Below are 26,574 nucleotides of genomic sequence, written 5' to 3' on the forward strand. Positions count from 1 at the left end.
AAGGAGGTCTTGAATTTGGTGATTGTTTACCTTAAAAGCCTTTGTTTTAGTTTTTCGTTCTCTTCAATGAGCTCTTTGGGAAGTCTTTCTCCGAACTGGCTTAAAAACTGTCTTGCATCTTCTGCTTCCTTGAGCCACAGGTCTTTATCTATCTCAAGAAGCTTTTCTACAGTTTCTTTGTCTATATCAAGACCTTCTAAGTAAAGATCATCTACATATGGAACATATCCAATTGGTGTTTCCTTTGCTCCTACTTTACCTTCACATCTTTCGATTATCCACTTGAGCACTCTCAAGTTCTCACCAAAACCTGGCCAAATGAACTTGCCATTTTCGTCTTGTCTAAACCAGTTCACATGGAAGATCTTAGGAGGTTTTGGAATCTTTTTACCCATCTCAAGCCAGTGTGCAAAATAGTCTGCCATATTATAACCACAGAATGGAAGCATTGCCATTGGGTCGCGACGAACTACACCCACCTTACCCATTGCTGCAGCTGTTGTCTCGGATGCCATTGTTGCACCCACATATACACCATGCTGCCAATCAAACGCTTCATATACAAGCGGAGCAACCTTTGCTCTTCTTCCACCAAATATGATAGCTGAAATTGGCACACCTTTTGGGTTCTCCCACTCTTTTGAGATTGACGGACACTGTGCAGCTGGTGCTGTGAACCTTGCATTGGGGTGAGCACCCTTTTCACCACTGTCTTTTGTCCATGGTCTTCCAAGCCAGTCAATACCTCTCTCTGGCGGCTCACCATCCATACCTTCCCACCAAACTGTTCCATCTTCTTTTAAAAGAACATTTGTATATATAGTATTTCTCTTTATTGTCTCCATCGCATTCGGATTTGTCTTGTAGCTTGTGCCAGGTGCAACTCCAAAAAACCCTGCTTCAGGGTTAATAGCCCAAAGCCTTCCATCCTCGCCTATTCTCATCCATGCAATGTCGTCGCCAACAGTCCAAACCTTATATCCAAGCTTTTTGAGAGGCTCTGGCGGAATTAACATTGCAAGGTTTGTCTTTCCACATGCGCTTGGGAACGCACCTGCGATGTATGTTACTTTACCGCTTGGGTCTTCAACTCCAACAATTAGCATGTGCTCTGCCATCCAGCCTTCTTTTTTCCCCAAGTAGCTTGCAATTCTGAGCGCAAAACATTTTTTGGAAAGAATGACATTGCCACCATATCCTGAGTTTACGCTCATGATAGTGTTGTCCTGTGGAAAGTGACAGATGTACCTCTTCTCTGGGTCAAGTGTTGCTTTTGAGTGAAGTCCTTTTACAAAGTCAGGAGAAGAGCCAAGATGTCTTAGCGCAACATCACCAATTCTTGCCATGATTCTTAAGTTAAGTACAACATAGATGCTATCTGTCAGCTCAATGCCTACTTTTGAGTATGGCGAGCCAACAGGTCCCATCAAGTATGGAACAACATACATTGTTCGACCTTTCATTGAACCGTCAAAAAGTGAGTAGAGCATCTTATAAGCCTCGTTCGGGTCCATCCAGTTGTTTGTTGGACCTGCCTCTTCTTTTGTTGGAGTGCAGATAAATGTCCTGTCTTCAACCCTTGCAACATCGCTCGGATGTGTTCTGTGAAGATAACACCCTGGAAGCTTTTCCTGGTTGAGCTCCATCAGCTCCCCCGTCTGAAGAGCTTCTTTAATGAGCCTCTCTTTTTCCTCTTCAGATCCATCTATCCAGACAATCTTGTCTGGCTTTGTAATTTTTGCCATCTCGTCAATCCATTGATACACAGACGGATGCAAGTTCACCTCTACCACCTTTTCTCCACCACCTTGCAAGTTTTATTCTGTATAATTGCAGTTTGTATTATATTATACCTTAACTTAAGCGAAAATGTCAAAATAAAAAATTAAGGCGATGTGTAAAAATGAAATTGTACATATCAATTGTTGCAAAGCCCTTTTTACTTGACTTGGAATTTTAAATTATATTTTCAAGTTCTTTGTAAAGTCTTACAAAATGGTCCAAACTCAAATCCTCTGCCCTCAAATTTTCCTGCAAAGAAGCTTTTTCCAATATATTCTTTAGTTCTGCTTTTTCAATCCCAAGAGAATTTGAAAGAGAGTTCAAAATGGTTTTTCTTCGTGTAGAAAAGCAAGCGTGAACTATCTTGAAAAACTTTTTCTCATCAACATCAGGAATATCTTCTTTGAAGCTTACCTTCAAAACAGTTGAGTCAACCTCAGGTCTTGGAAAAAAGACATTCTTGCTAACATGAAAGAAGTCTTCTACTTTACAATAAAAGTTCATTGCCACTGTCAAAATCCCATAGTCCTTTGAACCAGGTTTTGCTAAAAGTCTCTGTGCAACTTCCTTCTGAACCATAATTGTAAATGACTCTATATAATTTCTTTCCTCAAATAACTTGAATAGAATCTGTGAAGTTACATAATACGGTAGATTGCCAACAACACAGAGTTTTTGCGCACTTGTTAAATTTTTAACATCAAGTTCAAGAAAATCCTGGTTTATTATTTCTACATTTGAGAGATTCTGGCAAACCTCTTTTAAGACATTCAAAATCTTTTTGTCAATCTCAACAGCAAATACTTTTTTTGCCTTTTGAGAGAGGAATGTGGTCAAAGTACCAGGTCCTGCTCCAATCTCCAAAACCTCTTTTTGATCAATCTTTGCAAGATTCACTATCTTTCTTACAATGTTTTCATCAATCAAGAAATTTTGACCAAGTTTTTTATTTGGCTTAAGACTATACTTTTCAAGAAGTGAAAGAAGCTCAGAAATTGTAATGGTACTCTCAACTCCTTCTTGAAAAAATAAATCCTTTATCTAAAAATAAATGGCTCTGAAGCCAACACCCTTCAGAACCATTCTTCTTTTAGTTTATGGTATTTTTTTGCTCTTTAATCTCTTGGCTCAGCCTTCTTCAAAACTTCCTTTACAGCCCATTTGTAAACCTTTAGCTTTACCCTGTCAGCCCCTACCTCGATTGTCAAGATGTCATCCTTGATATTCACAATCTTTCCAACAATCCCACCGTTTGTTACTATCTCATCACCAACAATGAGTGAATTTATCATGTCTCTGAACTGTTTTTCTCTTCTTCGCTGCGGAAGGATTATAAAGATATAAAAGATAGCAAACATCAAAATCAACGGAAGAATAAGCTGGGTAAAGACTACCACCCATGTAGCCCCTGCTGGTGCCTGATTTGATGAGCTTTGAGCGTTGTTTGTCGCAAAAGCTACCTCAAACAAAAGATTAAACAGTTTCATAAAGTTCTTTTGCCTCCTACCTATCAATTTGATTTTTTAATCTAAAACTAACATAATAATATTATAATAGTTTTCAAAAAAAGACAAGCATTTTTGAAAAGCACAAGGAGGGGAAGGTATAAGTTATGCCAGCTTCAACTAACAGTCTTAAAATTGACAGACTTATCTCTGGTGGGGTTATAACAAACTACTTCTGCTCATCAAGGTGCAGGCATTGTCTTTACAACAGCTCACCTTCATGGAAAAAAGAGTATATAACTCCGCAGATGGCAGACAAGGTCTTTAAGACCTTAAAAAAGTTTGGAGTTTACTCTGTTCATATAGGCGGTGGTGAGCCTTTTCTGAATTTTGAAGGTCTTAAAAAGGTTGTAGAGAAGGCAAATGAAAATGGAGTGTACATAGAGTACATTGAGACAAACGCATCATGGGTGGAAAATGAAAAAGAGGCAAAGCAAAAGCTAAAAGATCTAAAAAGCCTTGGAATAGAAACTATTTTGGTATCAATTAGTCCATTTCACAACGAATACATTCCACTCAAAAAAGTGCTAAAGCTAATAAATCTTTTGAAAGAAGTTGGGGTTGAAATCTTCCCATGGATAGAAGGGTTTTTGCCTGAGATAAAGAGATTTGATATTGAAAAAACACACTCACTTTCAGAGTACATAGCTACATTTGGAGAAAACTATGTAAAATCGCTACCTTTGCGCTATTACCTTACGTTAAATGGAAGGGCAATAAAAACTTTTGAAGAGTTCTTCCCAAAAAAGAGTATTGAGGAAATACTCGAAAACTCATCTCCCTGCCATGAATTAAACAGCAAGACTCATTTTCATATGGACCTTTTTGGAAATTTTATCCCAAACCCATGTGTGGGATTTAAAATTTCTATTGATGACTTGGGAAAAGATCTTGATGACAAAAAGTATTTTTTTGTAAATATGCTCTACACAAAAGGTATTCATGAGCTTTTCAGGTTTGCTAAAGAAAACTTTGGATATAAGCCTCAAAAGAGCTACCTTCACAAGTGCAGCCTGTGCTTTGATATAAGAAGGTTTTTGGTATTAAAAAAAAACGTAGAGGCATTTGACCTTGGGCCAAGAGAATTTTATCAACAGTATTAAAATCTTTTCAATTTCTCTCTCAGCCACTTTATTCCTTGACCGCTTAACAAAAAGAGTGTGAAAATTGCAGGGTAGTGATAACGAGGTTGAACTTCTAAAAATATGTGTAATACAACATAGCCAAGGAATATAAGATTTAAAAAAAGAAAAATTTCTTTGTTGGCATTTTTTATAGATGAGAGAATCCCTAAAATGATGTAAATCAAAATTACATAGTAGTATAGCTGAGAGAACATATAGAAAATGGTTGGATGACTCTTTACAAGATCTACAAAATGTGTAGTTTTGTAAACCTTAAAAGTGCTCCAAAAATACCCAAAGCTATCATCGCCCCAGATAATAGCATGTTTGCGAGGAAGAATAGCAATAAATTTTTTTGTTTCTTTTTTAAGTCTCTCTAACCCTATTTTCATAGCCTCACCGTGCATCTTTTGAAAATCATAAGCATATTTTTTAACAAACAAAGAATGTTTAGGATTGTTCATACCATATGTTGTATAGTCTGTACCAATCATGAGATTAAGCCCCATTGAGGTTTTCCACACTGGAATGCCTGTGAGACTAAAAATTAGATATCCTACTGTATAGAATGTAATAACGTATGAAATTATACTTAAGATAGCACTTTTTAAGATTTTAAAATCTTTACAAAGAGCTTTTAGTGCAAACAAGAAAACCATCGCAATTATGATCACAACAGCAACAGGTCTTATATGATTTGAAATTCCCACAAGGACTCCTGCAAATATGCCCAAAATGGCTTTTTTCTCTTTTATTGCCCTTAACAAAAAATACAGCCCCAGCACAAAAAACACAATAAACGGGTGTTCAGACGCCAAAACTGAATTATACATTATCTGCGATGGCCAGAAGGCATACAAAACTGCTGAATATGTGGCTGCTTCTTTGCCAAAAAGATAGTCAACAGTAAAATATATGATAAGTCCTAAAATTACTGAAAGAAACACATTGAAAAGTTTTCCTACAATCACGCTGCTTCCAAAAATCTTGAAAACAAGTGCCAAAATTAATGAATATCCAAATCTGAACCTAAAGAGTGTAAAAGTCATGTCATACCCTTTTAAAAAGCCTTGAGAAGCTTTTTGGGCATAGGAATAAAAACACAAATAGTCCGAAACCGGCTTTGTTGGCATCAAAAAAATCCATATAAGTCTTGGAGCTGCTATAACAAGAATTAACAAGAGTATAGCGAGTTTTTTGTTTGCCAGTTTTCGAAATATAAAAAGCCAAATATTAAAGATTAAAAAAGCTGACAAAAGAAGAATAACCATCACAACAAAACTTATTTTCTTATGTGTAAGAGCAACTATCCGAAACTGAAATGACAAAACAATGGCTAATCCTAAAAGCACTACAACAATGTATCTAAAAAATGTGTCAAGTCTTCCTACTGTATTTTGCATTCACATACCCTACCCTTTCAAAATTTGTTAAATACCCAATACTTATACGATAAATAGTTTATCATTTGAGCGCAAAGAGTTGCAAGAACTTTGGCGATTAAAATTGAATTTGATAGGTAGGTTTTTGAAAGTTTTAAGACAACAATTGAAGATCCTAATGAAACAAGGTTTGTAATCACAAATTTTAACAGCTTTGTAATTATTACTTTGCCGGTGGTTTTGTCTTCAAATGTCCACTTTTTGTTCATTATAAAGCTATTTATCATGCCGCTTGTGTACCCAAAAACCTGACTGAGTGAGTAACTGATATGAAAGACAAAATAAAAAAGAAAAAATACTGCAAAGTCAACTGCCGTATTTATAACCCCAACTATCGAAAATTTCACAAGCTGGACTATTTGCTTTTTGTACAAATTTATCTTTTCTACAAAATAGCTAAAATTATTCATCCCCCGCTATCTCCTCGATGAAGTATAAAGGTCTTCTTTTGACCTCTTTATAAATTTTGCCAATATACTCACCAATGAGCCCTAAGGCAACAAGCTGAAGCCCGCCTATAAACCAAATTGAAATTGTAAGCGAAGTCCAGCCTGTAACAGCTTGTCCTCTTAATTTCTGTACTATCGCATATATAAGAATTACAAGACTTAGCAAAAACATCAAAAAACCAGCTGTTGTGATATACTTTATGGGCTTTACCGAAAAAGATGTAATCCCTTCAAAAGCAAAAGATAGCATTTTTCTGAGTGGATACTTTGTTTTCCCTGCTACTCTTTCTAACCTTTCATAGTAGACAACTGTTGATTTTAAGCCAATTAATGGAATCATACCTCTTAAGAACAAGTTTCTCTCTTCAAACTGCAAAAGATACTGGACTGCTCTTTTACTCATGAGCCTGTAATCAGCATGATTAAAAACAATCTCAACTCCAAATGCCTTCATTAGTTTATAAAAGCCTTCTGCAGTAAACCTTTTGAAAAACGTATCTGTTTTTCTGCTGCTTCTCACTCCATACACAATCTCATAGCCTTCCTTGTACTTTTGAATAAACTCATCAATGACATTGATATCGTCCTGCAAATCTGCATCCAATGTAATTATACAATCAGCAAACTTTACAGCATAGCTCATTCCTGCCATAAGGGCGTTTTGATGCCCACAGTTTCGCGAAAGTTTGACCCCCAAAAATCTCTTATCCTCTGCAGCAGCTTTGATTAGATCCCATGTTCTATCACGGCTTCCATCGTCAACAAAGACAACTTTGCTTTTATCAGAAATTAGCCCTTTTTCAATGAGGCCTTGCAGTTTTTCACCCATCTTTTGAATTGTGAAAGGCAGCATTTCTTCTTCGTTAAAACAGGGGATTACAAAGTATACTCTCAGTGGCATTTTTTGCAGCTCCTTTAATAACTTTTGAAGATATTATATAATAGTTTCTTGAGAACTTCAAATTTTAAGTATAAAGCGGCAGCCTCTTTTGATAAAAAATAAAAGAAAGAAAAATTTTTTGTCAAAATATGCTAAACATAAATACTTAAAACAAGTATTAAATAATTGAAAGGCGGGAAAAAATCAAAATGGTTAATATAACTTCAAAAGTTTTAAAAAACACCTTAATTTATTTCGTATACGTCATTAACATTCTTTTTGTATTGTATGTTTTTGAAAAAAATTTTCTTAATGGAAACATAGACTACATACTACCTACTCGAATCCCAAAACCTTTATCAAGATTGCTCCTTTTAATGTCAGTACTTATTGGAAGCATAATTCTTGTATTAGTAAATAGCAAAATAAATATTTCTCAGCTCAATGACAAATACATATTGGTTACATTGTTTATCACTGCAACATTACTTTCACTACCATTAATATTTTTTTCTGAAATTATGCCTAACTCTGATTTTTTAACTTATTACTTGATAGCTAAAAATTTACTTAATGGAAAAATATTTATCCCAAATTATATAGCAGTATTCCCGCATACAATTGCGTTCTCTACCTTTTTGTCTTTTGTTTTTCGCTTGTTTGGCCCATCAATACTCTCAGCACAATTAACAGGCATAGTTCTTTCATCACTATCAGTTGTTTTTGTCTATCTAATTGGGCAAGAAGTTAGTAAAAAGCAATATGGATTCATTGCTGCTTTAATTTGGACCTTAATGCCATCCAGAATTTTTTATTCAATCTTAATATGTACAGAAAACTTATTTAATGCCATAGCACTATTATCTGCGTTGATATTTTTAAAAGCAATGAACAATACCCTGCCAATAAAGAATAAATATTTAAATTTCGTTTTAATCGGCGTTTTATTTGCCATATTGAATAGCATTAGACCTAATGGCATTATTGTATTTATAGCATTTATTGTATTTTATCTTTTGTTTTTTGAATATAAAAGTGACAGAGAGAATGTTTTTTTCTTTTTTAAAATTCATTTAAAAAAGGGGTTAATAGTAAAAAGTTTTTTTGTGCTAACGGTTTTTATTGCATATTTCTTGACTTCATTCTCAATTAATCTTGCTATTGAATCAAAAATTAAACAACAAATTGCAACCCCAAGAATTGGGTGGAACATGTATGTGGGTCTGAATGTATCCTCGCACGGTCAATGGAATAAAAAAGATTCTGAATTATTTAGTAAATTAATACAAGAAAAAGGTCCCCAACAAGTTCAGAAAACCTTTTTTGAGCTTGGCATTAAAAGATTACAAGATATTATAAAAGACAAAAAAATGAAAAGATTTATCCTTGATAAAGTAATTACAATGTGGCATGCTGACCATGAATCTTATGATTACGCTGCAGGAGCTCAACCAAAAAATTCAAGAGCAAAGCTAAAGTTTTCACAAAATAATAAGGCTGCAAAACTTATCTTTGATACTTATTACTACATTGTTTTATTTACCTCCTTGTTGGAATTAATAATGCTAACAATAAAGAGAGGAGGTTTAAAACCAGTAATTCTAATAGGATGCTTTATTATCTTAGGAACTATTTTGTTACACATCCCTTTCGAAGTAGCATTAAGATATAAAAACCATGCTTTGTTATGGTTTTGTTTTATTTCAGCCAATGGAATAGTTACAATTTCAGAAAAAATTACAATATCAAGTAAGCTAAATGTAAATAATTAACCATAGCTTATATCCTATTCTTTTCAATATCCTAATCTTAGCTTTTTTATAGACCTTAGTAAAAATCTATATAATCTATAACAATAAAAAGGCCGTCTTTGTGTTGACAGCTCACCTAAGGTTTTTTCCTTTTATTAGTTATCCAAATTAAAGTAAGAATATTGACAATTGCAATCATCATTGCACATATCACTAATGTAAATTCTAATCCGTTTTTTCTAAAATAAAGTAGCCAAATTAGTGATAATACAATTATAATCATTGAAAGAAAAAAATAAAACTTTTGCATCTTCTCATCTCCATCAATTTCTCAATCTAATCTTTAAAAACATGGCAAGCAATATAATGGTCCGCATTTACCTTCTCAAGTTCAGGTGTGATGCTCAAACATTTATCAACAAAATAGTTACATGCATGTGAAAATGGACAGTTTTTTGTCTCAGGCCCCCTTAGCGGTGGGTCGTACGACCTTAGCTGTTCGATCTCTCTGTTTCTTGCCAGTTCTGGATCCGCAATAGGGCTCGAACTAATAAGTACTTTTGTATAAGGATGAATGGGTCTTGTTATTACCTCTTCACTTGTCCCTTTTTCAACAATTCTGCCACCATATATAACTGCTATCTCACCTTTTTCATAAGTAAAATACCTTGCTGCTCCAATATCATGTAAAATGAGTATGACAGTGATATTATGTTTGTCATTTAGGTCTTTTAATAACTTTATTATTGCAGCTCTTAGCGACATGTCAATCATACTTATAGGTTCATCAGCAATTAGTATCTCAGGCTGTGCAGTCAGCGCACGTGCAATTGCAAGTCGCTGGCGTCCACCACCAGATAAATGGTGTGGATATTTATTAAAAAAATAGTCAGGTGGCATCAGGCCAACCATTTCTAAAAGCTCATAGACCTTTTCTTCTAACTTTCTGCCTGTAAGACCTTGGCACTTTTTCAACGGGTCAGCTATTATCTTAAAAATGGTCTTTGATGGATGCAAAGATGCATAGGGGTCTTGATGAACATATTGAACTTTTTTTCTCAAATGTTTGTAATCATTTCCATTTACATCTTTTAAACTTGTCCCAAACCAGTATACATCACCAGATGATGGTGCATCAAGGTTTGCCAATATTCTTGCAAGTGTAGTCTTTCCCATACCACTTTCGCCAATAATAACTAATCTGTCACCTTTTTTGACTTCTAAATTTATATTATCAAGGACCAATTTATATCTTTTCTTGAATAATCCTTGAGAATAAATTTTACTTACATTCTGTGCTTTTATGGCAATTTCGCTCATTCTCCATATCCTCCTTCTTCATACAAATGGCATGCTACCTTCGTTCCACTTGAAAGCTGAACAAGTGGTGGTCTAACTTTCTTGCAAATGTCCATTACTTGTTCACATCGCGGATGGAATCTGCATCCAGAAGGAGGATTAAGTAAACTTGGTGGGTCGCCAGGGATTGCTTTTATTTTCGACATATCAGCATTAATTGCCATAATGGAATTTATTAGTCCTTTGGTATAAGGATGTTTAGGATTTTTGAAAATTTCAACTGTTGGACTGCACTCCACCAAACATCCGCCATAAATTACAAAAATATTGTCAGCAAGTTCGGCTGCAACTGCAATGTCGTGAGTCACAAAAATAAGTGTAATATTAAGTTTCCTTTTAAGCTCCTTTAGCAGCTGAATGATATGTGCCTGGGTTAAAACATCTAAAGCAGAAGTTGGTTCATCAAGTATTAGAATTTTAGGCTCAAGAAGCAATGCCAGCGCTATCAACACCCGCTGTTTCATACCACCTGAAAGCTGCATAGGATAAGCATTAAGTACAGTTTCAGGATCAAGTCTTACCATTCTTATCTTCTCTGATGCTCTACTTATCAATTCGTCCTTACTCCAGTTTATCCCATGGGCTTGGATTGTATCTCTAAAATGGTCAATAATTTTCATAGTAGGATTTAACGATTGCTGAGCAGCTTGAGGAACAAGCGCTATCTCTTTCCATCTGATTGTTCTCAGCTCTTCTTCGGTAATTTTTAAGAGGTCCTTTCCTTGGTACTCAACAGTACCTGCAAGAATTCTTCCATTGGGTGGTAAAGTTCTTGTCATTGCTTCAATTATTGTACTTTTGCCCGACGCACTCTCCCCTACAATTGCTGCAGCGGTATTCTCAAAAATCTCAAACGACACGTCATCTGTTGCTTTGATAGTACCTTCTCTTACTAAATAAATTGCTTTGAGATTAGAAACCTTCAACAAACAATTCATCTTTATTCATGCCCCCGAAGTTTAGGATTAAACACTTCCTCAATTCCTTGAGCCAGTAATATTCCTCCATAAATCAGCAGCACAATATTGAGGATTATAAAAAATGGATAGTGAAACCCCTTAGGTGTATATAATGCCCCTGCTTGGTACAGAGCATAATTTAGCATTATCCCCCAATGGGTAGGATCAAATTTTGCAAGCCCTAAAAACATCAATCCTATTGAAAATTCCATTGCACTTTTTATCTGCGTTACAAAATTTATGAAGATATAAGGTATTAACAGCTTTGCAATGTCACTGAATAGTATGTAGCCAAGCCCCATGTTTAGCATTCTTGATGCTTCTATAAACTCTTTTGATTTGATGGTAAGTACCTGAGCTGATATCTGTTTTGCCAGCGGTGCCCACAACCAGATAGCAACCAGCAGAGCAATTTCAACAGCGTTCAATTTAGCATTTGTAAATATCGCCGCTAAAATCAAAAGTGCAGGAAATGAAGGAATGACTAAAAATACAGTTATGACCGCATCTAAAATCTTCCCTGCAATTCCCTCAATGTATCCTCGAGCAACACCGAAAATTGTACCTATAATCACTGCAAATAAGCTCGCAAGCAATGTAAGCGAGATTACAGACCTTGATCCATGAACAATTTGCTGAAATATATCAACACCGAAATAGTCTGTACCAAATGGGTGTTTGAGTGAAGGTTTTTGGTACCTTTCTGCAAAGTTGGAATTCATATTTAATGGAACTACTAATGGTCCTATGGTTGCCATTAAAATAAAAAAAGAAAGTATTATCAAGCCAATTAGAGATTTTTTATTTGTAAGTATAGGCTGAATATAGTCATAAAAAAAGTTTGAAAATCTCCTATTTTTCATTTTAGCTTCACCCTTGGATCAATTAATGCATATATAATCTCGGCTATAAAGGTAGCAACAATCACACCAATTACAATCAGTGAAAATAAACCTGTTAAAAGCCCAAAATCTCTCACAGCAATTGCTTTTCCAAAATAAAATCCAATACCAGGATAATTGAAAATAGACTCAACCAGTGTATGTCCTCCTAACATGTAACCTACTGAAATTGCAAGGCTGGCAACCAGTGGTAGCATCGCATTGTTTTTTATATACTTATTTGCAATTACAGAATCTTTCAAACCACGTGCCTGAGCAAACCTAATATAATCTTCCTCCATTACTTGTGATGTATTTCCCCTCATTGCAAGCGTCCAAGCTGCCATCTGAGGAATGGCTGTCGCAAACATAGGCCCAATTGCATGATGCAAGACTTTTAAAATGAACTGAACTGAAAACGAAGGCTCAACATCAACCGGATAAGCACCGCCAATGGGAAGCACTCTTAGTCTCACAGCAAAAATAAATAAAATCAGCACAGCCAATACAAATGGAGGAACAGCTTGAATTACGCTGGAAATTGTTGAAATTATTAAGTCAATTATTGTTCCTCTTTTTTTCTCGAATAAGTGTAGAGATATTTACCCAGCGAAAGAATGTGCGAAAATACTAAGAAGAAGGTTATAAAAAGAATTGAGGCTGCCTCCATCCTGATATGAATATAATTAAAAAGTGTAATCTACCACTCAAAATAAACATTCAAAAACTACCAGGATGGGAGGGCAGCCTACTATGAATATTATATCATATCACGAAATAACAATCTGCCCGAAAAAACAAGAGAATTAATTCGAAAAGTATTTGAAGTAAATAACAAAAACGTATCAAAAACTGCTAAAATATTAGGTGTATCAAGAGCTACTATAAGAAGAGCAATTTACGGTCCCCTTGAGGATAAATCAAGAAAACCTAAAACTTGTCCTAAAAAACTTTCTTCTGAGCTTGAAAAGCCTATTTCCCAAGAGGCTAAAAGAACAGGATTGGAGAATACAGACGTCCTTTTACTTTATTTGTCTAGAAATACGGGGTTAAAATAAGCGAAAACACGATAAAGTCAATTCTTAAAAGAAATGCTGTACCGAGAAAAACAAGAAAGACAAAAAAAGGAGAAAGAAGTTTGTATGACTATGAGACTCTTATTCCTTTTTCCGAATTCCAGCTTGATACAAAGCATCTTGCAGAATAAAGACAGTCTTCCAAAAGAAGTATATGAACACATTAAAAAATATAATTTACCATGTTATGAGTGGAACATGATAGATGTTGCAACAAGAACAAGATTTACAGCGGACTTTTATGAACTATAATCTACTTTTGGCTTTATGTTTATATCCTTGGTTGCTTTATGGCTAAGAACACATAATGTTGAGAACCCCAATAAAAATCCGATTGGATAATGGAGAAGAATTTTGCGGAGGAAGCGAAAGAAAGCTAAAGGAGTGGAATGAGATGTTTTCTATTTTAGGAGTAGAACTAAATCCTATTCCACCAAGAGCAAAACATCTTATGGGAGTAATTGAAAATTCACATAGAGCAGATGACGAATATTTGGCAATAGATTCATGCTGAGAGATGTAAAAACAAAGTTTATAGATTCGAAATCTCTGGTCTCTTCCCACGTTTTTCAGTTTCCTACGTTACTTCTTGAGGACATCCTTAAGAATGTAGGTACTTTCTATTCTCTTTTCTGTAATAAATTAGGTGGTAAATATGTCTTCACCAAGTGCCCTTTACTAAAAATTTATTTTATTTAGCAAATGTGAACAAAAAATAATACAGCTTAATAACAATAATTCTTGGTGGCAAAAATTAAGTATTTTATGGAATTATATGCTAATATTAAGCAACGTAGTAAAAAGCAAAGAAGTAGCAGACTGTGTCAACCATTTATTATTATCTTAACTAATTTTTCTATGTTATAGAACATTATTACATAGTATCCTATTTTCTAAATAGTTGTACAATTAAATACAGCAATGTAAATTTTCCTTAATATGCTTTTGCAAAGCACTTAATTTTTTCTCTAAATTTTATGCTATACTAATTATTGTAAGAAAAATCCTTATGAAAGGAGAGGCTTAAGAAGTGAACAAGAGGAGGATACTTGCCACAGTGTGTGCAGTTTTGACTGGTCTGACGTTTGTTAGTTTCTCTTTAGGTAATTCCTCTGATTCAGAAGCATCCAGTAACAGAGCCAAAATTCCAGAAATAAAGATTGCATCAAGAAAAATCCCAAACAACGCTGCATTAAAATTTGTCAAAGACATGAAGATAGGATGGAATTTAGGAAACACATTTGATGCGGCATTTGAAAATCCAAGTTTTGACGATGAACTTTTGTATGAAACAGCATGGTGTGGTGTAAAAACCACCAAACAAATGATTGATACTGTAAAAAAAGCAGGATTTAACACAATAAGAATTCCAGTTTCGTGGCATAACCATGTGACAGGAAGTAATTTTACCATAAGCAAAAGATGGCTCGATAGAGTTCAGCAAGTTGTTGACTACGCAATGAAAAACAAGATGTATGTAATAATAAATATTCACCATGATATCATGCCGGGATATTATTATCCTAACTCTCAACATTTGCAAACTTCTATAAAATATGTAAAAAGCATTTGGACTCAAGTTGCCACAAGATTTAAGAATTACAATGATCACTTAATTTTTGAAGCAGTAAATGAACCCCGACTTACTGGTTCAAGATTTGAATGGTGGCTTGATATGAACAATCCAGAATGCAGAGATGCTGTGGAAGCAATAAACAAGCTCAATCAAGTCTTTGTAGATACTGTCAGATCAACCGGTGGAAATAATGTTTCCCGTTATCTTATGGTACCAGGATATGCGGCCGCTCCAGAGTATGTCCTTATTGATGAATTCAAAATTCCAAAAGATAGCTCAAAATACAAAAACAGAATCATAATCTCTGTTCATGCTTACAGACCATACAATTTTGCCTTACAGGCACCCAACGAGTCAGGAAGTGTTTCTGAATGGAGTGTAAATTCGGAAGAAAGTCGCAGAGATATTGACTATTTCATGGACAAACTGTACGACAAATTTGTAAGTAAAGGTATACCTGTTGTGATAGGTGAATTTGGAGCAAGAGATAAAAATGGCAACTTGCAATCAAGAGTTGAATTTGCAGCATACTATGTCAGAGCAGCAAGGGCAAGGGGTATAACATGTTGTTGGTGGGACAATAACGCTTTTTATGGAAATGGAGAAAACTTTGGACTGTTAGATAGAAAAACTCTTAAATGGGTATATCCAGAAATTGTTTCTGCAATGATGAAATATGCGCGATAAACATAAAAAAGGGAGGTGTGTAGCAACAAACTTTTCTATACCTCCCTTTTTTTTAATTATTTTCTTGCTTTTATATCCTATCCTCTTCAATATCCTTTCTCAGCTTTTCCATAAACCTTAGCAAAAATCTTACATTGTGGATAGAAAGCAAAATTGCACCAAGGATTTCCTCAGCTTTAATCAAGTGCCTCAAGTAAGCGCGGGTAAAGTTCTGGCATGTGTAACAGTCACAGTCCTCTTCAATGGGTCTGAAGTCCTTTGCATACTGAGCATTTTTTATAATCATCCTGCCCTCTTTTGTGAAAACTGTTCCATTTCGAGCAGTTCGCGTTGCAAATACACAGTCGAACATGTCAACACCGCGAATGACAGATTCATACAAGCAGTCTGGTGTTCCAACACCCATGAGGTATCGTGGCCTGTCCTCTGGCAAAAGTGGGTGAAGTACCTCTATCATCTCATACATGAGCTCTTTTGGCTCGCCCACAGAAAGCCCGCCTATCGCATAGCCTGGAAGGTCTTCTTCAACTGTGCGCTTTGCACTTTCTATTCTCAAGTCCTTGTAAGTTGAGCCTTGTACTATCCCAAACAGAGCCTGATTTTCTGTGTTTTTGTGATGAGCTTTGCATCTTTTGAGCCATCTTGCTGTTCTCTCTAAAGCCCACTTTGCATACTCATGGTCACAAGGGTATGGTACACACTCATCAAATGCCATTATTATATCTGAACCAAGGATATTCTGAATCTCAATCACCTTTTCAGGTGTGAAAAAGTGCCGAGAACCATCTATGTGCGACCTGAACTCAACACCGTCATCTGTAATTGTTCTTAGCTTGCTGAGCGAAAACACCTGAAACCCGCCACTGTCGGTTAAAATTGGTTTTTGCCAGTTCATGAACTTGTGAAGCCCACCTGCTTCTTTTATGACATCTATTCCAGGTCGAAGATACAAATGGTACGTGTTTGCCAGAATTATCTGAGTTCCCATCTCATACAGGTCCCTGTGCATAATTGCCTTGACTGTTGCTTGAGTCCCGACTGGCATAAAAACCGGTGTTTCAATAACTCCATGGGGGGTGTAGAGCCTTCCTCGTCTTGCATTGGATTTTTTGCTCTTCTTTATCAGCTCAAACTTTATTGCCACCTTGCCATGCCCCTTCCCATTAATATCTTCAGCTAATTTTCCTGTGTATTCTTAAGGATTTAAAACAAGTCTTCCCTTTCCTATCTTTATTGAATTGTGTATCAAGTTTGAAACAAAATCCTTTGTTTGTTTTAATGTATCATACATATTATATCCCTTTGCAAGGAAAGTAGCAAACGCAGATGAAAAGGCACAGCCAGTGCCGTGAATGTTGTCTGTTGAGCCTATCTTTCCAGCAGAAACTCTATAAATTTCAGTTTGTGTTATCAAAACATCCTCTGCAAGATGGCCATCAACATGCCCACCTTTTAAAACGCATGACTTTATACCTATCTTATTCATTTTTTGTTGAATAGAATTTAAAATATCTTCTCCCAAATTTTCAATTTTCATATCAAAAATGACTTCTGCCTCGGTTTTGTTTGGTGTGATAACGCTACAAACTTTTAAAAATTCGCTTTTCAAAAACTCGACAAACTTATCTTTCCCAAACTCAAAACCGCTTGTTGATTTCAAAACTGGGTCACACACAATGTTTTTGAGATTATACCTTCTTATATTCCTCAGCACAGCCCTTGCTATTTCTTCACTTCCCAAAAGTCCAATCTTGACGCTATCTGGCTCTATATCCTCAATTATCTTTTGAAGCTGATACTCAAAAAAATCAGGGTCTATGGGAAGTACATCATAGACCCTTTCTGTAGTTTGAACTGTCAAGCAGGTTATTACAGAGGCTGCAAACTCGCCAAGTGATCTTACAACCTTTGTGTCAAGCACAATGCCAGCTCCACAAGAAGGATCAAATCCAGCAATTACAAGAACTTTTCTCACATTTTTCATCCCCTGTAAAATGTATTGAATCCATCAAACTATCTTTTTTAATGTTTTACAGTACTGCCTCGTCCCTTGAATTTTTTACAGCACACAGCCTTCCACACATAGAGCATGTATCGGAAGGGTATGTGCTTCTATACTCTCTTGCCTTTTGCGGGTCAATCGAAAGGCTTATCATCTTCTCCCAGTCAAGGTCACGCCTTGCAATTGACATCTCAATGTCTTTTTCAAGTGGCTTTTTAAAGCCTTTTGCAATATTAGCACTGTGCGCTGCAATCTTGAACGCAACAATTCCTTCTTTGACATCATCTGCCGATGGAAGTCGCAGGTGTTCAGCAGGTGTCACATAGCACAGAAAATCTGCTCCATTTAAAGCTGCAATGAGCGCACCCATCGCACCTGAGATATGGTCGTACCCTGCTGCAATGTCTGTTGTAAGAGGCCCTAAGACATAAAACGGTGCACCGTGGCAAAGCCTTTTTTGAATTACCATGTTTGCTGCAATCTCGTTTGCTCTCATGTGCCCTGGCCCTTCTATCATCACCTGCACATCTTCTTTCCAGGCCATTTTGGTGAGCTCTCCAAGGTTTATAAGCTCTTCTATCTGAAGCGCGTCTGTTGCATCATAGACCGCGCCGGGCCTGAGACTGTCTCCAAGGCTGATTGTGACATCGTGTTTTTTGCAGATTTTTAGAATCTCGTCAAAGTGTTCATAGAGCGGATTTTCTTTTCGGTTTGCCATCATCCATTTATATAAAAGTGCACCGCCTCTTGAGACAATCTTTAGCAGACGATCATTTTTTTCAAATCTCTCTAAAGTCCTTCTTGTAATCCCTGCATGTATTGTGAAAAAGTCAACTCCTTCTTCTGCCTGCCTTTCAATCTCTTCTATAAACTCTTTGCTGTCAACCTTTGTAATGTCATCATGCCTTGATGCAACCTGGTAAACTGGAACTGTCCCTACTATAAAGTCATAGTTTTGAAGAATGTATTTTCTGAAGTTTGAAGCGTCAAGCCCGCTTGACAAATCCATCACAGATTCAACATCAAATTTTTTGGCAATCTCAAGCTTTTGAACCTCTATATCAAAATTCGGACATGCTTCTGACACGCCAATATTTACATTGATTTTTACATATGTTCCATCTCCAATTGCAAAATATTTGTCTCTTTTCCTGTTCTTGTTTGCAGGAATGACAATCTTGCCCTCTGCAACCTTTTGCAAGAATTCTTCTTTATCTATCTCTTCATTTTGGATTGCAAGTTCCATCTCGCGTGTAAATATTCCTTCTTTTGCATATGTCATCTGGGTTTTCATCACAAAATCAGCTCCTTTCAAACTCTTTTATAGTATTCCAAAGCCTTTTTATTTTTTGTGAAATGTCATCACTACCTACAATTTCTGTCACAAGGCTGACGCACTTTGCACCCGCCTCAAGCACATCTTTTAGATTGTGCTCTTTTATTCCACCTATTGCAACAAAAGGTATCTTGCAGTTTTTTGCTGCCCAGCTGACCATCTCAAGGCCAATCGGCGGATGTGGCTTGTCTTTTGTAAAGCTCTGAAACACAGGACCCAAACCAATATAGTCAGCCCCATCTTCAACTGCTTTTTCAACTTGCTCTTTTGTATGGGTTGTAACACCGATTATAAAGTCTTCTCCTAAGATTTTTCTTACCTCTTTTGCTGGATAGTCTTCCTGCCCCAAGTGAACACCGTCCGCCCCCACCATCTGGCACAGGTCCACATGGTCGTTTACTATCAAAAGCGCACCATACTGCCTGGTAAGTTTTCTGATTTGCAGACACTCTTCATATTTTTCTTTTAGACTTTTGTACTTTTCCCTGTACTGGATTATTTTTATTCCACTCTCAAGCATTGCCTTTACAACTTCTATATTCGACCTTCCATTTGAAAATTTCTCAGCTGTCAAGCCATAGATGTTGTAGCTTTTAAAAAGCTGCAGCTTCTCTTCTTTACTCAAGCTCACTCACCATCCTCAAAACCTCATCAGCCTGCATTGCGGCAACTGCCATTACCTTTGGTGCAAGAGGCTTTTTTTCTTTGATTGATGTCACAAAATCGCCCACAACTGAAAAGTTCTTACCACGCTTTATTTTGATATTCTCACAATCGCCAAACCCTGCAACGCCTGAGGCTAAAACAACTTTCTTGCCATGATCATATGCTTTTTTGAAGATGAGCATTTTTGTCTGCTCATTGTCAACCGCCTCAACAATTATGTCATGCTGTAAAATCAAATCATCTATATTTGACTCATCAATTTTCATATTCAGAGCCTTCACAGTTATATACGGATTTATCTTCTCAAGAATGTCTTTGAGCGCTGACACTTTTTCCTGCCCTGTCTGGTAGAAGAAATAGTTTTGCCTGTTGAGATTTGAAACATCTACCTTGTCAAAATCAACGATTGTAAGGTTTTTAACACCACTTCTTACAAGCATAACTGCAATGTTAGAACCAAGCCCACCACAGCCAATGATAAGAATCTTCACTTTTGAGAGTTTTTCAAGCATCTTTTCATCAAAGTAGTTTTTCAGCATAAGGTCAAATAAGCTCATGCACTTTTCACACCCTTTACCCAGTTTGTAAACTCGGGCCGCAGTCCTTTTTTAATTATAACATCTACAACCTCAGATACACTTCTTCTATCTTCTACCTCAAACTGAGCCTCAGCATCTTCATCTTTTTCTTCTGCATACCCGCCAACTGTTGTTTTAGAGCCTGCTGACATCTTGGTTATGCAAACATCAATCAAAGCATCACGAAGAGAAGGCCTTTCTCTGGTTGACACCACAATTCCAACTCTTGGAAGATACAGCCTTGCAATGATCAAAAATTTGATAAATTCCTTGTCTGATACAGTGTATGATGGTATAAAGTCTGTGCCAGCGCTTCTGAACCTTGGGAATGAAATTGAAATTTCAGCTTTTGGGAACTTGTCAAGCAAGTACTCTGCATGAAGTATTGCACACAAAACATCTTTTTTGGGCTCAGAAAGTCCCAAAAGTGGGCCTATACACACCTCATGAAATCCAGCTTTTAATGCTCTTTCAGGGGCATTTAGCCTGAATTCAAAGTCTTTTTTTGGTCCAAATGGATGAAGCTTATCATAGTCTTCTCTTTGATATGTCTCTTGGTACATAGTAATTCCAACAACGCCAATGCTTGATAGCCTTTTGTACTCTTCTTCATAAAGAGGATACACTTCAATTGAGACCTCTGACATAAACTCGGTTGCGATTCTGCATGCTTTTTCAATGTATTCAACCGAAGAGTTAATTCTGTCCTCACCTGTGAGAATTATAACAGAGTCAATCCCCTCTTCTTTCATTTTTCTGAGTTCATTTTCAATCTCTTCAAAGCTCAGCTTTTCTCTTTTATACTTTTTCTTGCATGAAAATCCACAGTAAACACAACCGTTTTGGCAGTAATTTGCAATGTAAAGCGGAGCATACAGAAGAATAACTTTGCCAAAGTTCTCGCGTGTAAGCTTTTGAGCTTTCTTCGCCATAAGCATTATATCCTCTTTACTGCTGACGTTCAAAAGCTTTGCCAAATCCTCTTTTGTCAAAAACTCCTTATTCTCTATAATCTCGCAAATTTCCCTGTGAGAAGGAGCATAGTCTTTGTACTCTTCAAAAAGTTCTTCTGCCTCTTTTAAAAAGCTGACCATTTTGACAGCACCTTCTTTTTTAAAAAATTTTCAGCCGCTTATAAAATCCTCCAAAGGTGATGATGCCTGAGCATACTCATACTCTTTCAAAATTCCAACCTCAAAAGCAAGCCTTCCTGCCTCAACTGACTTTGCAAACGCTATTGCCATCTTAAGAGGATCAGCTGACGTTGCAATTGCAGTGTTAATTAAAACAGCTTCTGCTCCCATTTCCATTGCCTGTGCTGCGTGAGATGGTCTTCCAATCCCTGCATCAATTATTACAGGGATTTTTATCTCGTTTATGATAGGCTTTAAAAGCACCTCACAACCAATCCCTTTGTTTGTCCCAATTGGCGAGCCAAGCGGCATGACTGCTTCAACTCCAATTTGTTCAAGCTCTTTTGCAAGGTTAAGATCAGGGTAGATGTAAGGAAATACCTTAAAACCTTCTTTTACAAGGATTTCACAAGCTTTTAGCGTCTCAAAATTATCTGGGAAAAGATATTTAGTGTCCTTTTCAATCTCAACCTTTACCCAGTCAGAATCTGTAAGTTCTCTTCCAATCATAGCAATCTTTACTGCTTCCTTGTGGTCTTGTGCACCTGATGTGTTTACCATAATTGTGGCACCTTTCGGAATGTACTCTAAAACATTTTTTGTATGCTTAGTGTTAGGACCTATTCGCCGAACAGCCACAGCAAAAACCTCAATGCCAGCTTCATAGTACATCTTTTCAATTAGGCTATAGTCAGGAAGTTTGCCTGTTCCAACAAAAAGCCTTGATTTTAACCTCTTGCCGCCTATTTCAAACATACAACATCACCTTTCTTTATAATTTTTGTGATTGATTTGTAGCATAGTTGTTTTTGATATGATTTTTTAATTTTTTTAGCCGCCGCCAACAAAGCTTACAATCTCAACATAGTCACCATCTTTTAAAACAAAGCTTTCCCAATCATCTTTCTTTACAATCTCGCCATTTACCAAAACTGCACAGGTCTTAGGATTGAGATTCAAACTCAGCACAAGATCTAAGATGTTCCCACAAAACTCCATTTCTTTGTCATTTACTCTTATAAGCAAAGTTCTCACCTACCCTACACGCTTTTTGCAAGCTCAAAATTGTCTTAAAGTGCTCTTAAAACAAAAAGCTGCCTGTTGCCGGCAGCTTCTTTTTTTGGTCGCGTCTGAATAAGCTTTTATATAAGCAAAAAAAGCCTTTAATGCCGGACTTTATAGCATTAAAGGCTTTTATTTTTTGCACCTTTCTTCCCTTCGCCGGCATTACCCGGATCAGGTTCAAAGGGTCAAGGCACAGGGATTTTTTAGTGCCTACTCTCAGCCGAGCTTTGCCCCGCTCAGCTCCCCCTTAAAACCAGATATTTAATTTTTCACTTTTTAGTATAGCACTTTGGAAAAAGCTTTGCAAGAAAATCAAACTCAACAAAAAACTTTAAGTTATAAGAACCATAGTTTGTTCTTACTTCAATTTTTTTATTTCTTCAGGTGTAAGACCCGTATACTTTGAAATAAGCTCTATAGGTTGATTATCTTTTAGCATCTGTTTTGCGATTAATTTCATTGCGCGTTTCATACCTTGTTTCATACCTTGCTTCATACCTTGCTTCATGCCTTGCTTCATGCCTTGCTTCATTGCCTCTTTAGCAATTTTTTTCTTTTCTCTTTCAATTCCTTGCTTTATCTTTTCTGCTGTGCTTGAAAACATCTCATCCACCTCCAATCCTGATTTTTTAAACATTTCTTCTGCTTCTTCCTCACTAACACCATAAGACCTTAAAATAACCTCATACAACCAATCAGCTAATTCTTCTCTCTGTTCCCAGTTAAGATGTATTTTTCCTCTTAAATTCAATATTCTATTAAGCACCCTTTCAGGATTATTAGATACTTGGTCAATGTACATTGCTATTGCTAATACGTTTGATGCACTAATTAACTTCTCCTCGGGTATACTTTTGATATCTAAGAATATCACCTTGAAATTTTGTGCGTACTCAGAAAAATCTTCTGCAAATAGGATAATTTCGCTATACTGTTCATTAGGTTTCCAATGACTTATACCATTATACAGCACAATTGGCACAACTACTGGTATTTCACCATTTACTTTGTTCTTGATCTGAATGAGATGCATATATTCATATAATCTGTGTAAAATTCTCTTGTCCTCTCTACTTTGAAATTCAATGGTCAAACAAAAGAAAGAATCTTTATATTTTATCTTATATACTATGTCTGAGCTTTTCTTTTGCCACTTTTTATTTATCGACTCAGTTGCAATAATCTCTATATCATTCTTTTCTATTCTCCTAAATCTTTCTTCATTTAAAACATCCTGTAAAAACCAAATTAGATTCTCTTTATTAGAAAACAATTTCTTGTATCCTTCATCATACTTTCTATAAGTGCTCATACTTTTCTCCTTTTTGTAAAATTACAATCATTGCAAAAAGTCAATGCTATTTTTATTATACCTCTTTTAAATCATCGATAACAATAAGCTTTTTCAAATTCCAAATCTATCTAAATTGTAATATTAAATACAACATTTTTTAAAAGAAACTGAAAATTATCAATTGATTAAGGCTTCAATACTTTCTTTTATCGTTACATTTAATTTTACAACAAACAATAAAGTTTTTTTAAGTTGTTCTGGACCTTAGTTAATCTTCTCCTGCGCTATTTTTTCAATCTCTTCAATACTTAGGTTGGTCGCCTTGGATATGACATCGTATGAAATTCCTAACTGAATCATTCTTTTTGCTGTCTCTATTCTCTCTTGCTGGATACCTTGTTGAATACCTTGTTGGACGCCTGCCAAAAATTCTTTTGTTTTTGTCTCATCCAAAAGCCTTGCCACATTTGACACAAACTCACCCATCAGCTCCACCCCTTTTTTTTATACACACCTTTCTTTCAGCCCTTTTAGCTTTCTTGTATTCTATGAATGTCTTTCCACTTTATTATATAAATTAGGCTCAACACAGCCCAAAGCAAAACTACAAACTCAATAGCAAATATATTAACTTTTACTAATGCCATATATGCAGCAGGGGCATCAATGATTGTGTGAAGCAATATCGCAAGAGCAAGATAATACAGCCTCTTTCTTTTAACAGCCACCAGAACCAAAAGCGAAAGAGCAATCTGAATTGCCATTGTGAATACTCTTTCAAAGCCGGCAAGAAGAAATGTCGAAGCAGGTGTTTCAATAAGTGCACTTTTTATAGACCTAATCACCTCAGGAGAAACCTTGCCCTTCAAAAGAATATCTAAACTGCCAGAGTTAATTAAAAAAGAATACACAATGTTATTTATATAGGCTATCCCAACAAGAAAGATTGATTCAATCCCACCATGCCCAACCCCATAAGCAAGACCGTTTTGATAGTTTAGCCTATCTTTTAAAAACCCCCTAAAACCAATGTATCTTCCAACCTCTTCAAAAATCCCAGCTGTCAGACCCAAAAAGAGAGAGTATACAATGTAATGCTTGGAAAATTCTACAAAGTAACTTTGTTTTGATAAAATCTGAAGTATCGGAATTCTCAGAACAACCTGAGAAATGAAAAATATTAATGCTCCTATTAAAATCGATTTCAAAACTCCTGAGTACTTCTTTAAAACAATCACAGCCAATACAATTGGCAGGCCTACTGAAAGAAGAAGTGTAATGCACATAAATATGATTTTGAGATTAGATACCAAAACAAAGCACCTCTTTCTAAGTTATATATGTGTTATACAGAATTATATACCATAGAAGCTTTAATTATCAAACAAAATAAAAAAAAGAGGGCTTTTGCCTCAGTCTACCTGAATGTGCAAAAGCCCCAAAAGCCATTTCCAAAAACTTTTCTTTTCATGAAACTTTATTGCTGTTTTTACCTCTTTTGAAACCTGTTTTTCTTCTTTTGCCTTTATCTCATCTGTCTTTAAAACAAATTTTACCTCACCATCAAGTTCATCCGAAATACCAGAAAATGTCTTATAACTCTGCGAAAATTCTTTAAGCTCATTCAAAGTATCTTTTATATCATCAAGTTTCCCCAATGCCTCATCTGTTTTTGAATAGAGCTCTTTTATACCTTCATTGTGAAATTTTCGGTAATTATTGCTAAGAGCTACTGTCCCATCTTCAAGTTTTTTCGAGCCTTCCAAAAGCTTCTCTGAAGCTGAATAAACCATTTTTACATTCTCATCAAACTTTTCCATTCCGCCGGAAAGCTGTTTTGCACCATCTTTTAACTTTTCTGTGCCAGAGACAAACTGCGCTGTTGCACTGTCAAGTTTTGCTGTGCCTTCACAAAATGCTTTTGTACCGCTTACCAGCTGTTCTTTTGAGGCTAAAAGTTTTTTTGCTCCTTCATCCAAAGCTTTTTTGCTGTCTTTTAGCTTTGCTGCTGACTGATCTAAGAGTTTTTGATTTTGCACAATCAAATCAGACGAGCTTGCAATTTTAGCCTGTGCATCTTTTAATTGCAGCAAAGCTGTGCTTAACTTTTCTTGCCCTTGAGACATCTTTTTCACATTGTCAAGAATCTGTGAAAGACCATTTATCATTGCCTGTTTTGAATCAATCAACCCCTTTATTGCCTGCCTTTGCTTGTCAATTCCTGCTATGAGGTTTGTAACTATGTCCTTAACAACAGGGATGCTCTCTAATTTTTGCAAGCCAGAAATAACTGTGTCAAATCCATTATAAACAATGTTTAAAACCTCAAGCTCTTTTTTGGTCCCTTCAAGAACATTTTGAATTGCATCCTGCAGCCTCTTTGATCCAGCCTCCAAATCTTTCTGTGAAGAAGTAGCCAAATCAAGCCCAGAAGATACCTTCTTTACTGCATCAAAAAGTTCTTTGTTCTTTACAAACAAGGTCTGGTATCCATCTATTATTTTAATTGCACCGTCAGAAAACTGTGAACTTCCATAGGTATACTCATAAACTCCATTTCCAAATTCTGCAACACCTTTATAAAGTTTTTGTGAGTTTTTGACCAGTTCACTTGCACCTTTTCTTAGCTGCTTTGAAGAATCGTATAGCTTTTCAGCCCCAGCTTCAAGACTCTTTACCCCTTTGTAAAGCTCACCTGACCCGTCTGACAAAAGTTTCAAACCATTTGTGAACTTTTCAAAATTTAAAGTAAACTCTTTTTCGCCCTCAGATAGTTTCACAGCACCTTCAAGGATTTTTTCACTGGATGTGTAAAGTGTATTAATTGCCTTTTGTAAGCTATCAAACGAATCAATCTCTTTTACATCTTTTATATCAAGCAGCTTATTTGTCGCAACCATATAGATTGGAGAAAGCTCAAAATTCTTACAATCAGCAGTAATTTCTATATACTTTGGAACATGTACAATGTCACCTTCGTCGTCCAGCCCAAGACTCTCCAATAGGTCAGGAAAGAGTACTGAAACTAC

The 26,574-nt window shown here is 36.1% G+C and carries 24 protein-coding genes, 2 pseudogenes and 1 riboswitch; of the genes and pseudogenes, 4 read left to right on the forward strand and 22 right to left on the reverse strand.

Annotated features, from left to right (window positions below; genetic code table 11):
* Positions 1–26 precede the first annotated feature (26 nt).
* From H964_RS03875 to yajC, 3 genes are all read right to left on the reverse strand, one after another.
* A complete protein-coding gene (locus H964_RS03875; protein ID WP_039764804.1) occupies positions 27–1,793 on the reverse strand; it encodes a phosphoenolpyruvate carboxykinase (GTP) in 1,767 nt (588 codons plus the stop codon).
* Positions 1,794–1,956: 163 nt separating this feature from the next.
* Positions 1,957–2,784, reverse strand: coding sequence for a 16S rRNA (adenine(1518)-N(6)/adenine(1519)-N(6))-dimethyltransferase RsmA (rsmA, locus tag H964_RS03880; protein WP_039764806.1), 828 nt, complete (start codon positions 2,782–2,784; stop codon positions 1,957–1,959).
* 113 nt (positions 2,785–2,897) lie between these two features.
* Positions 2,898–3,269, reverse strand: coding sequence for a preprotein translocase subunit YajC (gene yajC, locus H964_RS03885; RefSeq protein ID WP_039764808.1), 372 nt, complete (start codon positions 3,267–3,269; stop codon positions 2,898–2,900).
* A 125-nt stretch (positions 3,270–3,394) separates the two neighbouring features.
* Between yajC and H964_RS03890 the strand changes: the two genes are divergently transcribed.
* On the forward strand, positions 3,395–4,390 hold the full coding sequence (locus H964_RS03890; RefSeq protein WP_039764810.1) for a radical SAM protein: 996 nt from the start codon (positions 3,395–3,397) through the stop codon (positions 4,388–4,390).
* Here the strand turns inward: H964_RS03890 and H964_RS03895 are convergent.
* Genes H964_RS03895 through H964_RS03905 form a run of 3 tightly spaced genes read right to left on the reverse strand, consistent with a single transcriptional unit; the run spans position 4,387 to position 7,203 of the window.
* A complete protein-coding gene (locus H964_RS03895) occupies positions 4,387–5,814 on the reverse strand; it encodes a glycosyltransferase family 39 protein (protein ID WP_039764812.1) in 1,428 nt (475 codons plus the stop codon). The two genes, H964_RS03890 and H964_RS03895, sit on opposite strands and share 4 nt — an antisense overlap.
* A 17-nt stretch (positions 5,815–5,831) precedes the next feature.
* On the reverse strand, positions 5,832–6,263 hold the full coding sequence (locus tag H964_RS03900) for a GtrA family protein (RefSeq protein WP_039764815.1): 432 nt from the start codon (positions 6,261–6,263) through the stop codon (positions 5,832–5,834).
* The gene (locus tag H964_RS03905) at positions 6,256–7,203 is read right to left on the reverse strand and encodes a glycosyltransferase family 2 protein (RefSeq protein WP_039764817.1); all 948 of its coding nucleotides are present in this window, start codon (positions 7,201–7,203) and stop codon (positions 6,256–6,258) included. Before H964_RS03905 ends, H964_RS03900 begins: the two co-directional genes overlap by 8 nt.
* A gap of 188 nt (positions 7,204–7,391) precedes the next feature.
* Here H964_RS03905 and H964_RS03910 point away from each other — a divergent pair, with 188 nt between their 5' ends.
* Positions 7,392–8,954: an ArnT family glycosyltransferase gene (locus H964_RS03910; protein WP_039764819.1), complete on the forward strand. Its 1,563-nt coding sequence runs from the start codon at positions 7,392–7,394 to the stop codon at positions 8,952–8,954.
* 315 nt (positions 8,955–9,269) lie between these two features.
* On the opposite strand, the gene H964_RS03915 is transcribed toward H964_RS03910, so the two are convergent.
* The 4 genes and pseudogenes from H964_RS03915 to H964_RS03930 form a co-directional block, all read right to left on the reverse strand.
* A complete protein-coding gene (locus H964_RS03915; RefSeq protein ID WP_039764822.1) occupies positions 9,270–10,253 on the reverse strand; it encodes an ABC transporter ATP-binding protein in 984 nt (327 codons plus the stop codon).
* Entirely contained in the window at positions 10,250–11,230 is a 981-nt protein-coding gene (locus H964_RS03920; protein WP_039764824.1) for an ABC transporter ATP-binding protein, read from the reverse strand. Before H964_RS03920 ends, H964_RS03915 begins: the two co-directional genes overlap by 4 nt.
* Before the next feature lie 2 nt (positions 11,231–11,232).
* Entirely contained in the window at positions 11,233–12,114 is an 882-nt protein-coding gene (locus tag H964_RS03925) for an ABC transporter permease (protein WP_039764826.1), read from the reverse strand.
* Positions 12,111–12,713 (reverse strand): annotated as a pseudogene (locus H964_RS03930) (ABC transporter permease); the annotation flags it as partial. The pseudogene H964_RS03930 and the gene H964_RS03925, both read right to left, overlap by 4 nt.
* Before the next feature lie 172 nt (positions 12,714–12,885).
* On the opposite strand from H964_RS03930, the pseudogene H964_RS03935 reads away from it, so the two are divergent.
* A pseudogene (locus H964_RS03935) lies at positions 12,886–13,907 on the forward strand (helix-turn-helix domain-containing protein).
* 331 nt (positions 13,908–14,238) lie between these two features.
* Positions 14,239–15,471: a glycoside hydrolase family 5 protein gene (locus tag H964_RS03940; protein ID WP_051109299.1), complete on the forward strand. Its 1,233-nt coding sequence runs from the start codon at positions 14,239–14,241 to the stop codon at positions 15,469–15,471.
* 70 nt (positions 15,472–15,541) lie between these two features.
* Here the strand turns inward: H964_RS03940 and tgt are convergent, their stop codons facing one another.
* The 12 genes from tgt to H964_RS12475 all read right to left on the reverse strand — a co-directional run.
* Positions 15,542–16,615: a tRNA guanosine(34) transglycosylase Tgt gene (tgt, locus tag H964_RS03945; protein WP_039764827.1), complete on the reverse strand. Its 1,074-nt coding sequence runs from the start codon at positions 16,613–16,615 to the stop codon at positions 15,542–15,544.
* Between the two features lie 51 nt (positions 16,616–16,666).
* Positions 16,667–17,446 (reverse strand): bifunctional hydroxymethylpyrimidine kinase/phosphomethylpyrimidine kinase, encoded by a 780-nt coding sequence (gene thiD, locus H964_RS03950; RefSeq protein ID WP_039764829.1) that lies wholly within the window; start codon positions 17,444–17,446, stop codon positions 16,667–16,669.
* A gap of 55 nt (positions 17,447–17,501) precedes the next feature.
* The gene (gene thiC / locus H964_RS03955) at positions 17,502–18,767 is read right to left on the reverse strand and encodes a phosphomethylpyrimidine synthase ThiC (protein WP_039764831.1); all 1,266 of its coding nucleotides are present in this window, start codon (positions 18,765–18,767) and stop codon (positions 17,502–17,504) included.
* Between the two features lie 7 nt (positions 18,768–18,774).
* Positions 18,775–19,440, reverse strand: coding sequence for a thiamine phosphate synthase (gene thiE / locus H964_RS03960; RefSeq protein ID WP_039764834.1), 666 nt, complete (start codon positions 19,438–19,440; stop codon positions 18,775–18,777).
* A complete protein-coding gene (gene thiF, locus H964_RS03965) occupies positions 19,427–20,032 on the reverse strand; it encodes a sulfur carrier protein ThiS adenylyltransferase ThiF (protein ID WP_039764836.1) in 606 nt (201 codons plus the stop codon). Before thiF ends, thiE begins: the two co-directional genes overlap by 14 nt.
* On the reverse strand, positions 20,029–21,147 hold the full coding sequence (thiH, locus tag H964_RS03970; protein WP_039764838.1) for a 2-iminoacetate synthase ThiH: 1,119 nt from the start codon (positions 21,145–21,147) through the stop codon (positions 20,029–20,031). Before thiH ends, thiF begins: the two co-directional genes overlap by 4 nt.
* A 30-nt stretch (positions 21,148–21,177) precedes the next feature.
* Positions 21,178–21,942 carry a thiazole synthase gene (locus H964_RS03975; protein WP_039764839.1) on the reverse strand — a complete coding sequence of 255 codons (765 nt, stop codon included), beginning with the start codon at positions 21,940–21,942 and terminating at the stop codon, positions 21,178–21,180.
* Positions 21,943–22,017: 75 nt separating this feature from the next.
* Positions 22,018–22,212, reverse strand: a complete 195-nt coding sequence (gene thiS, locus H964_RS03980; protein ID WP_083931437.1) for a sulfur carrier protein ThiS — start codon at positions 22,210–22,212, stop codon at positions 22,018–22,020.
* Positions 22,213–22,382: 170 nt separating this feature from the next.
* A riboswitch (TPP riboswitch) is annotated at positions 22,383–22,508 on the reverse strand.
* A gap of 101 nt (positions 22,509–22,609) precedes the next feature.
* Positions 22,610–23,563: an Rpn family recombination-promoting nuclease/putative transposase gene (locus H964_RS03985; RefSeq protein WP_039764841.1), complete on the reverse strand. Its 954-nt coding sequence runs from the start codon at positions 23,561–23,563 to the stop codon at positions 22,610–22,612.
* Positions 23,564–23,809: 246 nt separating this feature from the next.
* Positions 23,810–24,031: a hypothetical protein gene (locus H964_RS03990; protein ID WP_039764843.1), complete on the reverse strand. Its 222-nt coding sequence runs from the start codon at positions 24,029–24,031 to the stop codon at positions 23,810–23,812.
* Positions 24,032–24,075: 44 nt separating this feature from the next.
* Complete coding sequence (locus H964_RS03995; RefSeq protein WP_039764845.1) at positions 24,076–24,858, reverse strand: YhfC family intramembrane metalloprotease; 783 nt, start codon at positions 24,856–24,858, stop codon at positions 24,076–24,078.
* 99 nt (positions 24,859–24,957) lie between these two features.
* The coding region (locus tag H964_RS12475) for a hypothetical protein (RefSeq protein WP_162151431.1) at positions 24,958–26,574 on the reverse strand (1,617 nt) is incomplete at its 5' end.

It is taken from the genome of Caldicellulosiruptor sp. F32 (assembly GCF_000404025.1).
GTDB lineage: Bacteria > Bacillota > Thermoanaerobacteria > Caldicellulosiruptorales > Caldicellulosiruptoraceae > Caldicellulosiruptor > Caldicellulosiruptor saccharolyticus.